This window comes from Rubricoccus marinus (assembly GCF_002257665.1).
Lineage (GTDB): Bacteria > Bacteroidota > Rhodothermia > Rhodothermales > Rubricoccaceae > Rubricoccus > Rubricoccus marinus.
In genome coordinates this window covers 2,642,370-2,658,020 of record NZ_MQWB01000001.1, presented here as the reverse complement: position 1 = coordinate 2,658,020, position 15,651 = coordinate 2,642,370, and the positions used below count along the sequence as shown (strand labels likewise).

At 69.8% G+C, this 15,651-nt stretch carries 10 protein-coding genes; 7 read left to right on the top strand and 3 right to left on the bottom strand.

Translation table 11 applies throughout. The annotated features are described in order from the left end of the window. The first annotated feature begins 61 nt into the window (after window positions 1-61). Complete coding sequence (gene trxB / locus BSZ36_RS11250) at window positions 62-1,198, top strand: thioredoxin-disulfide reductase (protein ID WP_094548971.1); 1,137 nt, start codon at window positions 62-64, stop codon at window positions 1,196-1,198. 86 nt (window positions 1,199-1,284) lie between these two features. Here trxB and BSZ36_RS11245 read toward each other — a convergent pair whose 3' ends face one another. Both BSZ36_RS11245 and rnz read right to left on the bottom strand, forming a co-directional pair. Further along, a complete protein-coding gene (locus BSZ36_RS11245; RefSeq protein WP_094548969.1) occupies window positions 1,285-3,150 on the bottom strand; it encodes an ABC transporter ATP-binding protein in 1,866 nt (621 codons plus the stop codon). A 138-nt stretch (window positions 3,151-3,288) separates the two neighbouring features. Further along, complete coding sequence (gene rnz / locus BSZ36_RS11240; RefSeq protein ID WP_094548967.1) at window positions 3,289-4,224, bottom strand: ribonuclease Z; 936 nt, start codon at window positions 4,222-4,224, stop codon at window positions 3,289-3,291. Between the two features lie 172 nt (window positions 4,225-4,396). Here rnz and BSZ36_RS11235 point away from each other — a divergent pair, with 172 nt between their 5' ends. The 6 genes from BSZ36_RS11235 to BSZ36_RS11210 all read left to right on the top strand — a co-directional run bounded on the left by BSZ36_RS11235 (window position 4,397) and on the right by BSZ36_RS11210 (window position 12,752). After that, the gene (locus BSZ36_RS11235; RefSeq protein ID WP_094548965.1) at window positions 4,397-5,911 is read left to right on the top strand and encodes a glycoside hydrolase family 10-like protein; all 1,515 of its coding nucleotides are present in this window, start codon (window positions 4,397-4,399) and stop codon (window positions 5,909-5,911) included. Between the two features lie 74 nt (window positions 5,912-5,985). Then, complete coding sequence (locus tag BSZ36_RS11230; RefSeq protein WP_094548963.1) at window positions 5,986-7,842, top strand: mechanosensitive ion channel family protein; 1,857 nt, start codon at window positions 5,986-5,988, stop codon at window positions 7,840-7,842. Window positions 7,843-7,948: 106 nt separating this feature from the next. Next, window positions 7,949-10,201: an MFS transporter gene (locus tag BSZ36_RS19720; protein ID WP_094548961.1), complete on the top strand. Its 2,253-nt coding sequence runs from the start codon at window positions 7,949-7,951 to the stop codon at window positions 10,199-10,201. A 301-nt stretch (window positions 10,202-10,502) separates the two neighbouring features. Next, on the top strand, window positions 10,503-11,471 hold the full coding sequence (locus tag BSZ36_RS11220; RefSeq protein WP_094548958.1) for a GNAT family N-acetyltransferase: 969 nt from the start codon (window positions 10,503-10,505) through the stop codon (window positions 11,469-11,471). Between the two features lie 80 nt (window positions 11,472-11,551). Further along, window positions 11,552-12,388 (top strand): hypothetical protein, encoded by an 837-nt coding sequence (locus BSZ36_RS11215; protein ID WP_094548956.1) that lies wholly within the window; start codon window positions 11,552-11,554, stop codon window positions 12,386-12,388. Window positions 12,389-12,470: 82 nt separating this feature from the next. Then, window positions 12,471-12,752, top strand: coding sequence for a hypothetical protein (locus BSZ36_RS11210; protein WP_094548954.1), 282 nt, complete (start codon window positions 12,471-12,473; stop codon window positions 12,750-12,752). Between the two features lie 18 nt (window positions 12,753-12,770). Here the strand turns inward: BSZ36_RS11210 and BSZ36_RS11205 are convergent. After that, window positions 12,771-15,651: golvesin C-terminal-like domain-containing protein (locus tag BSZ36_RS11205; protein ID WP_179271152.1), on the bottom strand; the 2,881-nt coding region annotated here is incomplete at its 5' end.

Here is a 15,651-nt window from a genome sequence, read left to right as displayed (position 1 = left end):
CGAGGGCGCCGTCACCCGGCGCCCTCGCGCGTATTCTGAGCCCCCCGTTTTCCGATCTGACATGTCTGCAGCACCCGTATCCACCCCGTTCCCTGAAGGCCTCGACTGGAGTGCCGCCGAGCGCCACGCCGTCGTCATCCTCGGCAGTGGGCCGGCGGGCCTCACGGCTGCGCTGTACGCCGCTCGCGCCAACCTCGCGCCGCTCGTGCTCCAGGGCCTGGAGCCGGGCGGGCAGCTCACCACGACGACCGACGTGGAGAACTTCCCTGGCTACCCGGACGGCATCATGGGCCCAGAGATGATGCAGGACTTCGAGAAGCAGGCCACGCGCTTTGGCGCCGAGCTCCGCTATGGGTCCGTGACGCACGTCGACCTCGCGCCAGAGGCGCGCGGCGGGGCAGATCAGCTCTCCGACGCTCGCTCGGACGCCGCCTCTGGCGACGGAGAGGCCGCGCTCGTCCCGCACCGCTTGGTGGTCGATGAGGAGACGCCGCTTCTGGCGGATGCGATCATCGTGGCGACAGGTGCGAGCGCGAAGTACCTCGGGCTAGAAAACGAGAAGCGCCTGCTCGGCCGCGGCGTGAGTGCCTGCGCGACGTGCGACGGCGCGTTCTTCCGCAACGAGGCCATCGCCATCGTCGGCGGTGGAGACACGGCGATGGAGGAGGCGCTTTTCCTGACGCGCTTCGCGAGCGAGGTCCACGTGATCCACCGCCGCGACGAGTTCCGCGCGAGCCAGATCATGCAGGACCGCGTGCTGAACAACCCGAAGGTGACGGTCCACTGGAACACCGTCGTGATCGACATTCTGGGCGAGAACGCCGTAACGGGCGCTGTGCTCCAGGACACCGCCTCTGGCGAGACGCGCGAGCTCCCCGTGACGGGCTTCTTCGTCGCGATCGGCCATAAGCCCAACACGGACCTGTTCAAGGGCATGCTGGAAATGGACGAGGCGGGCTACATCCAGACCAAGCCAGACTCCACCTACACCGAGGTCCCCGGCGTGTTCGTGTGCGGCGACGCCCAGGACCACGTGTACCGCCAGGCCGTCACGGCCGCCGGAACCGGCTGTATGGCCGCGATCGACGCGGAGAGGTGGCTCGCCGAGCAGGACGTGATCGAGGACACGCAGACCGAGACGGAGTACCACGCTGCGCCCGCCGAGGGCTCCGCCTCTGGCGAGGTCGTCGAGGCGTAAAGCAGGCCACTAGGGAGCAGCAATCGCTGGTAGAAGGGCGGGCCTCTGGCGCCAGAGGCCCGTGTTCGCCGGTAACCCGCCGCTTTCTACGCCGCCTCCTGCTCGGCGTACTGCAACTCGTAGAGCCGCCGGTAGAGCCCGCCTTGCGCCAGAAGCGTCTGGTGCGTGCCGCGCTCGCGGACCTCGCCGCGATGGAGCACGAGGATCTGATCGGCGTGCTGCACGGTGGAGAGCCGGTGCGCGACGGCGACGGCGGTGCGGCCGTCCATGAGCGTGTCCAGCGCGCTCTGCACGGCCTCTTCGGTCTCCGTGTCCACGCTTGATGTCGCCTCGTCCAGCACGAGCACGGCGGGATTGTACACGAGCGAGCGCACGAACGCGAGAAGCTGCCGTTGCCCCAGCGAGAGGCTCGCGCCACGCTCGCCGACTTCCTGGTCGTACGCCAGAGGCAGCCGCTCGATAAAGTGGTCCGCGCCGACAGCCGCCGCCGCCTCGCGGAGCCTCTGTCGTGGCACGTCGGGGTCGCCAAGCGTGATGTTCTCCGCGATCGTGCCGGAGAAGAGGAACACGTCTTGGAGCACGAGGCCGACCTGCCGCCGCAACTCCGCCAGAGGCAGTTCGCGCACGTCGATGCCGTCCACGAGGATGCGGCCACGCTGCGGCTCGTAGAACCGCAAGAGGAGCGAGAGGACTGTCGTCTTGCCCGAGCCGGTGTGCCCGACGAGTGCGAGCGTGGAGCCGGGCTCGGCGTCGAAGGAGACGCCCTTGAGCACCCAGTTCCAATCTGGGGATTGGGTGGCGACGCCTCTGGCGCCAGAGGCTCCGTTGAGGGAGGCATCGGCTCCCTCTTTACTCTCGCCCTCCTCAGCCGGAAGGCGTTCATACGCGAACCACACGTCCTCGAATGTGATGCGGCCCCTGGCGCGGCCGCCGGGGAGGTGTGTGGGCGTCTCGGACTCCTCGACGGACTGGTCGTCGTCCAGCAGTCCGAAAATGCGCTCGGACGCCGCGAGGGCGCTTTGGAGCGTGGTGAGCTGGTCCGATAGGTTGCGGACGGGCTCGAAGAACATCCGCACGTACTGGATAAACGCGATCAACGTGCCGACGGTCAGCGCCTCGCGCATGGCCTCCGTTCCGCCGTACCACAGCACGAGTCCCAGCGCCGCGCTCGCGATGAGGTCTACGACGGGGTAAAACAGCGCGAACCACCAGATCGTCTTGATGTGCGCGTCGCGGTGGTCGGCGTTGATGGCCTCGAAACGGCGCTGCTCTTCAGGCTCGCGGCCGAAGATCTGGACCACGCTCATGCCGCTCACGTGCTCTTGTACGAACGCGTTGAGACGCGCCACCTGTTTGCGCGTTTCGCGGAACGCCACGCGCATTTTGCGCCGAAAGAACTCCGTCGCAAAGATCATCACCGGCAGCGAGAGCAGCGCGACGAGGCCCAACTCGACGTTCAGCGACAACATGAACGCCATGATGAACACGAGCCGCGCGAGATCGCCCAACACCGTCACGAGCGCGTTCGAGAGGAAGTCGCCCAGCGCCTCCACATCGCTCGTGGCGCGCGTGATCAGCGTGCCAATGGGCGTCTTGTCGAAAAAGCCCAGCCTCTGGCGCTCGATGTGCCGAAAAACGCGGACGCGCAGGTCGTACAGCGTTTTCTGCCCGATCCACTGCGTGAGGTAGCCGCGCGTAAACGCGAACAGACCCTCGCCCGCCAGGATCAGCGCCAGCCAGCCCACGATCCGGAACAAGCCCGGCGCGTCGCCCTCGGTGATGTATCCGTCGATCGCGACCTGGATCAGCCGTGGCCGCAGCGGCCCCAGAAACGCGGCCCCAAACGTGAGGATGAGCGCCAGCCCCACCCACCAGCGGTAGGGCCACAGCACCGCGCCGAGCTTGCGGATCAGCGTGCGGTCGACAGGGAGGCGGGTCTTCGGTTCGGCCATTCGCCAGAGGCTACGCCCGCCCGTGCGTCGGCGCTCCCACGCACGCCGTTTTCGCCAGAGGCCAGCGCGGAAAGCGCATTGGTACGCCCTGGATGGGCGAAGGACATCATCTGGTGTGCCGCTCGCGACACTACAGGCCTATGCCTCCAACGGAAAGACTCGGACAGAAACAAGCTCCTCGGCGGCGGCGGCGGACTCGAACACCTCACGCGCCTGCGCGACCAGCGGCTGCGTCTCCGAGTACCGCGCCGAGAAGTGCGTGAGGAGCAAGCCTCTGGCGCCCGCGTCGCGGGCCACCTCGGCGGCCTGGCGGGCGGTGGAGTGACCGGTCTCGCCCGCGCGCGCCGCCTCGCCGTCACCAAACGTGGCGTCGTGGATGAGGAGACCGGCGCCAGAGGCGAGCGCGCGGCCGCCGTCGCACGGCGCCGTGTCCAGGCAGTAGGCGACGGCCGTGCCGGGCCGCTCGGGGCCGACGATGGCCTCTGGCGTGACCTCGCGGCCGTCTACGAGGACGGTCCCGCCTCTGGCGAGGGTCTTGAAATCGGGGCCGGGCGTGACGCCAGCGGCTCGGGCGGCATCGGCGTCGAAGCGGCCGGCGCGGGCGGTCTCCTCGTAGCGGTAGCCGAAGCAGGGCACGCGGTGCGCCAGAGGCCGCGCCTCCACGCGGAACGCGTCGGTCTGGTAGACGACCTCGTGCTGGGTATCCTCGGGCAGTTCGGTGATGTCCAGCCGGTACGGGCCTTCACCAAAGGTGATGCCGGGCACGGCGCCCAGAAAGTCCCGGATGCCCTCGGGGCCGACGATCGCCAGAGGCTTCTCTCGGTCCTGCAATCCGAGCGTGCTGATGAGGCCGGGAAGGCCGAAGAGGTGATCGCCGTGGAGGTGCGTGACGAACACGGCCTCTAGCCGGTCGCCGAGGAGCCCGGCGCGGAGCAGTTGGAGCTGGGTGCCCTCGCCGCAGTCGAAGAGCACCATGCGGCCTTCGCGGCGGAGCGTGAGGCCCGAGAGGTGGCGCCCGCGAGCGGGGATGGCGCCGCCGACGCCGAGCGGCGTGACTTCGGTGGGAACAGACATGGCGGGGGAGAAGGGCGCGGTGCAAACCCGCCTCTGGCGCTGCGGGTCCGCGTCAACATCGGCGAGGCGCGTGGCGAGGCCTGCTCGCGGTCCGGTTCCTTCCGATTCGCCACACCGAGCCTAGCGCGTGGGGCGTTCGCGTCCGTAGCCTCCGGTCCGCTTCTACACCGACATGACGTTCCGCCTCTCCTTTCTCGCCCTCCTGTTTACGCTCGGCGCTTCCGCCGGGGCTCAGCCTCTGGCGCCAGAGGCCGGGACGCCCGCTCCCGCAGACGTGCCCGAGGTGGCGCGCGACTTCCGCGCGGCGTGGATCGCCACTGTCGACAACATCGACTGGCCCTCGCGGCGCGACCTGCCGGTGATGGAGCAGAAGCGCGAGCTCCGCGCCATCATGGACCGCGCGCAGGCCATCGGCATGAACGCCATCATCTTCCAGGTGCGCCCGATGGCGGACGCGCTCTACCCCTCCGACCTGGAGCCGTGGAGCGAGTACCTCACCGGCGAGCAGGGCCGCGCGCCCTCGCCGATGTGGGACCCGCTGCAGACCGCCATCGACCTCGCGCACCAGCGCGGGATGGAGCTCCACGCGTGGTTCAACCCCTATCGCGCGAGCCACCCGACGCAGAACCGCCCGCAGCACCCGACCCACATCTCGCGCCAGAGGCCTGACCTGGTGCGCTCCTACGGCCGCTACCAGTGGATCGACCCCGGCGAGCCGGAGGCGACCGACCATTCGCTGGCCGTCATCCTCGACGTCGTCAACCGCTACGACATCGACGGCGTGCACCTGGACGACTACTTCTACCCGTACCCCGAGAACGCGGACGGCCGCCGCGTGCAGTTCCCCGACGCCGAGTCCTACGCCCGCGCCCAGGCCTCTGGCGAGACGCGCTCCCGCGACGACTGGCGCCGCAACAACGTGGACACCTTCGTGGACCGGCTATACCGCGAGGTCAAGGCCGCCAAGCGTCACGTCAAGGTGGGCATCAGCCCGTTCGGCATCTGGCGGCCCGGCAACCCCGCGAGCGTGACCGGCTTCGACCAGTACGCCGAGATCTACGCCGACGCGCGGAAGTGGCAGCAGGAAGGCTGGCTGGACTACCTCGCGCCGCAGCTCTACTGGAGCATCGACAGCCGCGGCCAGAGCTTCCCCGCGCTGCTCGGCTGGTGGGCGGAGCAGAACACCGCCGACCGTCACCTGTGGCCGGGCCTCTACGACAGCCGCTTACTCCCGGGCGTGGGCACGTGGAAGGCCAAGGAGATCCTCGATCAGATCGATCTCGTGGAGTCCAACCGCGTCGCCGATGGCACCATCCACTTCTCCATGAAGGCGCTCATGCCCGAGCACGGCGACCTCGGCGACCGCCTCGCCAGAGGCCCCTGGGCCGAGCCCGCTCTCGTCCCCGCCTCGCCGTGGCTCGATGACGAGGCGCCAGAGGTGCCGGGCGTTCGCGTGGAGTCCTCGAACGGCGCGCAGTGGCTGCGGATGACCGCCGCGGGCGAGCCCGTCCGCCGCTGGGTGATCCACGAAAAGCGCGGCGCCGACTGGACAACGGTCCTGCTGCCCGGCTGGCGCCTGACGCACACGCTGCGCGCGGACGCCTCGGGCGCGATGCCTGAAACGGTCGTCGTCTCCGCCGTAGACCGCGCTGGAAACGAGGGCGAGGCGCGCACGCTCAGCCTGTAAGCCTCTGGCGCTCCAGGCCGCCGCCGATCTGCGCGGGGCCGGATATTGCTCCTCTGTCTTCCGGCGCCGCGTCCATGCCGCTCTGCCTCTCGTCCGTGCTCGCACGCGGTTTCCCGCGGTTCGGTCTGCTCCTGGCCCTCCTGCTCGCCGCCTCTGGCGCCAGAGGCCAGGCCGCGGACTCGCTCGCGAGTGCCGACAGCACGGTGATTGCGGACACGCTCGCGGGCGCCCGGTTCGTGCAGGGCGATACGCTCGTCCTCGTCCTCTCGGACTCGGCCCGCACGGACCTCGACTCCGCCGCCGTCGCCTCGTTAGGCGATACGACAACCGTTCTCTCGTCGTCGATCGTGGCGGAGAGCGTTCCGGTCACGTTGTTCGGGAGCGAGCTGTTTCGCATCTGGGGCTCGCTGGGGGACTTCACGCCAGAGGCCCGCGCCGAACGGCTCTCGCTGCGGCTGGAGTCCTTCGCGCGCAACCGGGACCTCGACCCGACGACGATGCGCGTCGTGGACGGAAACGAGCTGACGGTTATCGAGATCGGGGAGCTCATCCTGATGTCGGTTACGGACGAGGACGCGGCGGGGCGCGGCATGACGCGCCAGGAGGTGGCGGCGGCCTACGCCGAGGAGATCGAGCGCGCCGTGGTGCAATACCGCGAGCAGGCGACCGTCCGCGGGTTCGTCCGGAGCGCGCTGATCTCGCTGGGGCTTCTGGCGGTGTTCCTGCTCCTCTTGCGGGGGCTGGGCTACGTCTACGCGTGGCTGGACCGGCGCACGGCGGTCGCAAGAGGCTACCTCGTGCGGCCCATCCGGATCGGCTCCGTCGAGGTGATCGGGCGCAACCAGGTCTCGCAGTTCGGGCGCTCCGTGGCCAAGGTGGCGCGGCTGAGCGTGCTGCTGGTGCTGCTCTACTTCCTGCTCACGACGGTTTTCGGGCTCTTTCCGTGGACACAGGAGTGGAGCGAGCAACTCCTGCAGTACGCGCTCTCGCCGCTCCGGCAGCTCGGCGCGCTCATCATCGAAGGCGCGCCGAACGTGCTCGCCATCGCGGTCATCGTCGTGGTCATGCGGTGGGTGATCGGCGTCTCGGACTACCTGTTCCGGCAGGTGGAGAGCGGCGAGGCGCACGTGACGGGCTTCCACGACGAGTTGGCCGAGCCGACACGCAAGATTGCCAAGTTCCTGCTGGTGATCCTGTCCATCATGCTCATCTACCCGTACACGCCCATCGCGGAGAGCAAGGTGTTCCAGGGGCTGACGGTCTTTCTGGGCATCCTCTTTTCGCTGGGCTCCTCGACGGCCATCGCGAACGTCGTCGCGGGCGTCGTCCTCACCTACACCCGCGCCTTCCGCATCGGAGACCGCGTCAAAGTGGGGGACACGTTTGGCGACGTGGTGGAGAAGACGTTTCTCGTCACGCGCATCCGCACGCCCAAGAACGAGGACGTGGCCGTTCCCAATGCGAGCGTTCTGGGCAACCACATCGTCAACTACTCCCGCATGAGCCGCGAGGGAGAGGGCGTCATTCTCCATACCTCGATCACCATCGGCTACGACGTGCCGTGGCCTCAGGTCCACGACCTCCTTCTCGGTGCCGCCAGAGGCACGGACGGACTCCTCTCAGACCCGGCACCCTTCGTGCTCCAGACCTCGCTGGGTGACTTCTCGGTCGCCTACGAACTCAACGCCTACACCCACGAGGTGACGCGCATGGCGCGGCTCTACTCCGAGATGCACCGCCGCATCCAGGACGCCTTTGCCGAGGCCGGCGTCGAGATCCTCTCGCCCACCTACCACGCTCGCCGCGACGCGCCCTCCACGGTCCCCGACGCCGCGCTGCTCCGCGCTGGCATGGGACCGACCGAGGCCTCTGGCGACGGCGCCCCCACACGGCCCGCGGCGCCCGGCAGTCCGTCAGAGACGGGGCTGTAGCCCGTAGCCACTCGCGCCAGAGGCCGCTTGGCAACGTGCGGCGGAGTTACGCCGCGCCGCCGAGGGTCGGCTGTCGTAGCATCCCCGCGCCCCTCCACCCCTGCACATGGCTGACGCTTCGACCCCTCCCGCTGCGCCCCTCGCCTCTGGCGACCCCACCGCACCCGTCGACGGGAAGCGGCGTCCGCCTCTGGCGTGGGTGCCCTCGCTGTACTTCGCTGAGGGCGTGCCGTACATGGTGGTGGCCGTGCTCTCGGTCCTGCTGTTCAAGCGGCTGGGGCTGAGCAACACGGAGATCGCGCTGTTCACGAGCTGGCTCTACCTGCCGTGGGTGATCAAGCCGTTCTGGAGCCCGCTCGTCGAGATGATCAAGACGAAGCGGCTCTGGATCCTTGCGATGCAGGTGCTCATCGGCGGCGGGCTGGCGGGCGTGGCGCTGATGATCCCCGCGTCGGGCTTCGTGCAGGGCACGATGGCGTTTTTCTGGCTTCTGGCGTTCTCATCGGCCACGCACGACATCTCGGCGGACGGGTTCTACATGCTCGCGCTCGACGAAGGCGATCAGGCGTGGTGGGTCGGCTGGCGAAGCACGGCGTACCGCGCGGCCATCTTCGGCGTCCAGGGGCTCGTGCCGCTGCTCGCGGGCAGCCTGGAAGCCTCGACCGGCCTGGAGCCCGTGACCGTCCAGGTTTCGGCCATCGCGGCCACCGCCGGTACCGATCTCATTGGGCTGGACGCGCTCCCGTCGGGCGCGACCGAACTCACGGCTCCCGCCGGCGCCGCGCGCGAGGACCTCACGGTTCTCCTCGGCGCCGAGACGCCCGAGGTGCCTCTGGCGACGCGCTCCGCCGAGGAGGTCACGGCGCTCATCGACGCCGCGAAGGCGCAGAACGAGGCCAACGGCTTCTACGGCGGCGACGTGCAGCCCCTCGCGCCAGAGGCCCGGCCGCTGGCGGATTCGTCGCTCGCCACCGCTGACTCGCTCGGTGCGGGCGGCCTGGCGCCGTCCGATAGCCTGGGCGGGATCGCGGCTGCGGACGCGACCGACGCCATCGCGGCCGAAGGGCCGGAAGGGGAGACAGAAGTCGGCGCGCCAGAGGCCGAGGAGGAGCCCTCTCTGTGGGGGCGCTACGTCTCCGGCCCGCTGGGCCGCGGCATCTCGGCGGCCTTTGGCGAGGACCCGGCCGAGGTCTCAGCGACCGCCGGCAACGTCGGCATCGTGCCGTTCCGGCTCTCGGGGCCGCCGCCAGAGGGCGAGGAGGTCGCGGTCACGCTCACGCACAGCGACGGCGACGAGAGCCTGAAGTTGATCGAGGGCGAGCGGTTCGTGTTCACGTCCGAGAACTGGGACCGGCCGTTTGCGGCGGTCGTGCAGCTCGACAAGAACCTGGACGAGCCGACCGCCGCCACCTTCCGCGCCACGAGTGGCAACATCCCGCTCGCGTGGTCCATCACCTTTTTCGCCATCGCGGGCGTCTTTCTCGCGCTGACGGCGTGGCACTTCTTCGCGCTCCCACGTCCGGCGGCCGACGTGCCCAGCGCCGTAGGCGCGGGCGGCGCCTCTGGCGTGGGGCAGTACCTCGTCTTCCTCGCGCTGTTCGTGATCCTGCTCGCCATCCTCATCGTCCCGATGATGATCGCCGGCATCGTGGCGCCGCGCACGACCGGGCCGTGGGGCCGCATGTTCCGCGCGCTCCCGTTCTCGGGCTCGCCTCTGGCGAACGCCATCACGACATTTTTCGAGAAGCCGGAGATCGGCATCGCCGTGGCGTTTGTGCTGCTCTACCGCTTTGCCGAGGGGCAGGTGGTCAAGCTCGTCATCCCGTTCCTCGTGGACCCCGTGGAGGCCGGCGGCCTCGCGCTCACGACCGGGCAGGTCGGGCTCACCTACGGGACCGTCGGCGTGGCGTGCCTCACGGTCGGCGGCATCCTCGGCGGGTGGCTGATCTCGCGCGACGGCATCGGCAAGTGGCTCTGGCCCATGGTGGCGGCGATCAACGTGCCCAACGCGGTCTACCTCGTGCTCGCCATCGCGCGGCCCGAAAGCCTGCTCTGGGTCAACCTCGCCATCGCGCTGGAGCAGTTCGGCTACGGCTTCGGCTTCGCGGCCTTCCTGATGGTGCTGATCTACATCGCCAGAGGCACCAGCAAGACGGCGCACTACGCCATCGCGACGGGCTTTATGGCGCTCGGCATGATGATCCCGGGCATGTTCTCCGGCTGGCTCGAGGACCTCATCGGCTACCAGAACTTCTTTACCTGGGTCCTTATCGCGACCATCCCGAGCTTCCTCGTCGCCGCGCGGATCAAGATCGACCCGACGTTCGGCAAGAAGGAGCCCGAGCCCGCCGTGGCCTAGCCTCTGGCGCGATGGTGCGGTCTCTCGTCTGTTCTCGTCTCTCCCTGCTGGGACCTGTCTTGTCTACGCTGTCATTCCCGCGTACGCGGGAATCCAGGGTGATGAGCGCCAGAGGCTTGTGCAAGGCACGAGCTAGCAGGGAGAGGCGTGCGAGAGTGGAACCGTCTCTGGCGCGCGTCCTCTGCTCCGGCGGCCAGCTTGAGAGATCCTCCGGTACGCTGGATTCCCGCCTGCGCGGGAATGACGCTGTAGGGGAGAACGTGTTCGGTTGCGATGCCGCCGCCTCTGGCGCCAGCGGCCGATGACCCTTCGTCCGCTCCGCGAGTCCGACGCCCCGGCGCTGCTCGCGCTCTGGAACCGGAGCGCGCCCTACGACCTGCTCACGCCCGGCCTCTTGCGCGAAAAGGTGTGGGGGGAGCCCAATGCAGGGCCGGCGCTCGTTGTCGAGGGAGGTTCCGGGTTCCGAGTTCCGGGTTCCGAGTTGGAAGCCTCTGGTGGCGGTCTTGCCAGTCCCCAGTCCCCGGTCCCCAGTCTCCTCCTCGGCTTTGCGCTGGGGGCACTGTGGGGGGCGCCGAACGAGACGCGTGGGACGGTCAAGATGATCTGCGTGGTGCCAGAGGCCCGGCGCGAGGGCATCGGCGGGCGGCTTCTGGAAGCGGTGGAGGCCGGGCTTAAGGCGCGTGGCGCCGAGACGGTCCGCGTCGCCGAGTGCTCGCCCAACTACCTGATCCCTGGGATCGACCTGCGGTACACGCCGGGATGGCTGTTCGTGCAAAAGCACGGCTACGAGTCGGTCGGCGAGGCGGTCAACATGCACGTGGACCTAGGCGCGGAGAGCTGGAACACGGCCGAAAAGGAGGCCGCGCTGCTGGCCTCTGGCGTGGAGGTCCGCCGCGCCCGAGAGGACGAGCGGGGCGCGGTGATGGCGTTTCTGGACGTGCACTGGCCCGCGTGGAAGCCGGAGATCGCGGGCACGTTCGACCAACGTCCGGTCTCGCTCCACCTCGCGTGGCGCGGCGACGCGCTGCTCGGCTTCTCGGGGTACGACGCCAACAACGTCGGCACGGGCTGGTTTGGGCCGATGGGCACGGCGCCAGAGGCGCGCGGGCTGGGCATCGGGGGCGTCCTCTGCCGGCGCTGCCTGCGCGACCTCGCGGCGCAGGGGCTGGCTTCGGCCACGATCCCGTGGGTGGCGCCGGTCGGCTTTTACGCGCACTACGCCGGGGCGCACGTCTCGCGCGTGTTCCACCGTTTCGAGAAGCGGCTCTAGGTGCGGCCGCCAGAGGCGCAGGCGCATCCCAGGGGTGCGTGAGGGCGTACTCTGCCGCCGCTCCCACCTCACCGCTCCCGATGCCTGACCGCACGTATTCCGAAGCCGAAGTCGCGGCCATCTTTGCGCGCGCGGCCGAGCGCGAGCAGGCCGCGCACTCGCGGGAGCCCGTTGCCGGACTGACCCTGGCGGAGGTGGAGCACGCGGCGCGAGAGGCGGGCCTGGACGTCGCCTCGGTGCGCGCCGCCGCGGCGGAGGTCGACGCCAGAGGCGTGCGGGCGTCGTCGCGGATCGCGGTCGCGGAGCGCTGGATAGAGGGGCCGATGGCGCAGGGCGCGTGGGAGGACACCGTGGCCTCGCTGCGGCGCGAGTTCGGGACCAGTTCGTCGTGGTGGGAAAAGGAGACCTCTTCGTTTGGTGAGGCGGAAGAGTGGACGCACAGCGCGGCCTCTGGCGTGCGGACGACCGTCACGCTCAGTCCTCGGGAGGACCGGACGCTGCTCCGCGTTCAGAAAGAGGATGCGGGGACGGACAACGAGCGCGTGATCGCGCACGCGATCGCCGCGGTGTTCTCGTTTCCCGTCGCGATGCTGCTCGGCGCGTTCGTCGCCGAAGTCCTCGGGATGGGCGACGCGGCGGGGATCGCGGCCGTCGTGCTGGTGACCGCTCTCGGCGTGATCGGAGGCGGCTCCTGGCTCACGGGGTACGTCCGCTCGCGCCGGAAGCGCATGATCGGGGAGACGGAGTCTCTCGCCGACCGCATCGCGCAGCACCTCACGGACACCTCGCCCGCGCAGGTCGACCAGGAGGGTCAGACTTCTGCCAACTCGCTCCTGGACGCATCACTTCTAGACGCGCCGCTGGAGGCGGCGCCCGCATCCGGCGGCGCCAGAGGTCCAAACCGGGCGAGGTCCTAACCGGGCCTCTGGCGCCAGAGGCCGGCGCAGATAGTGAGTGCGTTGCGGGCTACTACCTTTCGAGACGAGCGTCCCATGTTCCATGCACCCCGTTCTTCAGTTCGGCCTTGGCTTGAGTGCCGTCGGGGTACCGGTCGTGTACATATCGGTCCGCCTCCTCCATCTAATCTGGGAGTCTGAGCGCTACTCGGGAGGACGGGCTGGGAACCGGCAGGCTCTTCTGGACGCGCCGGACGAGGAGGATGAGCTCGCGAACGAAACCCGCTTCGAGACCCTGGGTGCACTGGCTCCGCTAGGGCTGATCGCTCTGGTCTGGGGCATCCACCAGATCAAAGAGGCACTCGTACGCATGGGGGAGATGTGAGACTCTGGCGCCAGAGGCCTACCGGTCGGCTCCGGGGCGGCCGGCGCCGCTTTCCAGCGCGCGGAGAATCGCCGCCATCAGCCTCTGGCGCGCGTCGGCGTCCGGGATCGCCTCGAAGGGGAAGCCCAGCGTGACGGCGCCCGGAGCGACCACGCCCGCCGAGATCGAGTTCTCCGAATAGCGCAGCGCGACGGTTCCGCGCGGACCGGCGGGCACCAGGCCGTCGGGCGCCTCCACGCGGTAGACGTCGCGGCGGTTGTCGACGTTGTACGCGAGTTCGCTGCCGAGAGGCAGCAGAGCCGGACTCACGCTTTCGACGGCGCCGGTCACGGCCGCGTAGCCGGTCCGCCAGCGGACGCCGAGGATCTCAGAGAGGAAGACCTGGGCGTCGGCGTCCTCGGCGGCGTCGCTGCCGAGGTAGGCGCCAGAGGCGAAGATGCGGCCCCCGCCTCTGGCGTACGTCGTGAGCGCGTCGCGGAGCGCGGCGGGCCAAACGGCGAAGTCCGGCGCGCGGCCGGAGTCGGGGTGGGGCGTCGTCTTCTCCTCGCCCATCACGAGGTCCACGACGGGGAACGCCGCCAGAGGCACGAGCCCGTCCATGACCGCCTCGTCGCTGGCGCTCACGAAGGAGCGGCCGCTGGCGAGGAGCGCGCGGCCGTGCACGGCCACGAAATCGCGGGTGTTGCCCGCGAGGACGAGCGTTTCCAGGTCGGCGTCCGAGCCGCCGTGGCCGGGCTGGTCGTCGTCCACCCACGGGACCGTCGTGTCGAACTCGTACTGATCGCCGACGGTGTTCACGTCGAAGCCGTCCGCGACGCCCTCGTCGAGGTCTCGGTCGAAGCCGATCCAGTCGCCTTCGGAGACGAAGGCCGGGGCGGCGGTCCGGTCGAACCCGTTCACGACGAGGATCGGCGCGGCGTCGTCGCGTCCGATGCCGACGGCCAGTGCTTCGCTGGGCTCGCTCTCGCCGCCACTGTTGACGGCCGCCACGCGGACGCTCAGGACGCGCCCTCGTGCGGGCGGCGCGATGGTCACATCCGTACCGTTGACGAGCGTGCCCCCGTCCCAGCCGCTGGCGTCACCGTCGCGCCGGTCCTCGCGCCGGTAGAGGACGTACTGGGTGGGCCGCGCCAGAGGCTCCAACGGGTCCACCTGCGGCATCCAGCTCACGACCACGTTGCCGCCGGAGAACGTGGCGACGAGGTGCGTCGGCGCCAGAGGCTGCGGCACGAAGCGGGTGCCGTTTTGCTCGGCGAGAAAGCGCCCGATGGACTTGTAGATCGCGCGAGAGGCGTCGTGGCGGAAGCGCGGGTCCAGCGCGTACCGCATGTCGGTCGGGTTGTGGTGCGAGAGGAGCTCTAGCAGGAGCGCGGGCACGTTGGGGCGCGTGGCCTCGGAGTAGGGCCGGTTCCAGTAGTCGCGGAAGGTCCAGTCCGTTTTCCAGTTCGCGCGGAGGTCGTCCACGATGTCCTCGCGCGAGAGCTCGGCCAGGCGTCGGTTGGCGCGGCGCGAGCGGCCATCGGGGAAGACCGTGGTCGTGTCCATACCCTTCGTGTTGTAGATCAGCAGCGTGCCGATCACGCTGCCGTCGGTCGTGCGCCCGGCGTCGGTGTGGAACGCGAGCGAGAGGTCGACGGGGATGCCGAGGCCTCTGGCGTCGCGGTCGCCAGTGGGGCCATAGGGCGCGCCTCGGAGGTGGTTGACCCACTCGCCGCGGCTCTGGTAGTCGTCCTTGTAGTCGTTCTCGCCGGAGACGGCGTAGACCGTGGAGTCCGGGAAGCCGGCGAACTGCTCGTAGTAGCGGGCGCCCTCTACCCAGCGGGGCCGGCCGGAGGTGCTGCCCCCGCGCTCCACCTCGCCCATGCCGCCGCCAAAGCGGACCGCGTCCGCGGAGACCGTCCGGCCGGGCGTTGCGCTGGCGTTGGTGAGGACAACGCTCGCGGCGCCGGCATCGGCGCCTCTGGCGAAGGTGAACGTGCCGAGGTAGACCCACGTGCCGCCGCCCATCGTCTGGTTGACGGCGAAGCGCGTGGTCCCGCCCGCGTGGCGGACGGCGTAGCGCGCGTCCTCGACGTTGCCGTCCTCCTGCTTGTAGGAAACGTAGACGGCGTAGTCGCCTGTCTCGGGGATTTCGGGCACCCAGACGGCTTCGGCGTTGGCCTCGCCAGAGGCCTGGACCGAGCGCGCCGTGCCCAGCGTGAACGGGTTCGTCGTGCCGCGATAGGGCGGTCGGTGCGCGAAGCCGTCGCCGGCGCGGCGCCAGCGGCCGCGCTCGGCGTAGCGGCCGTCGGCGCGGCCGTCGTTGTCCACGATGGCCTGGTTGGGCTGCGGATCGCGCTCGCGTGGTATGAGCACGTTCGCGCCGGCCCGCTCCAGCATCGGCGCGAGGTGGCGCTGGATAAACGCGAAGGGGAGGAGGTCCTCGACGGTCGTGAACACGCGGGCGCGCTGCCACTCCCAGCGGTCCAGGCTGTTCTCGTAGTACCAGCCGTGGCTGGGCCACAGCGCGAGGTGCCGGCCTTCCAACCCGGCCTCTGGCACGTGCGGCGCGCCGATGCGGCGCACGAGCGGGGCCGCGCCCGGCGGAAGCGTTGCCGGCGGGACGGGCGCCGCGATCGCGAGCGACGCCAGAGGCCGCAGCGTCCGGTCGTCCGTGGGCACCGTGCCCTCGACGAACGCGCGGACCACGGCGTCGGGAATCGCCTCCTGCACGGCCTCGGAGAGCCGAGCCTCGAAGGCTGTCGCCTCGCCCTCGCGCCACACCAGCGCGCCGAGCTCGGCGCTTAGGCGGACCTCCACCTCTGGCGGCGTGCCGGGCATCACTACGAGCACGCTCAACCGGGTCCCCGGCGGCAGCACGAGCGGGCAGCCCACTTCGCCGCAGGACGCCAGAAGCCGG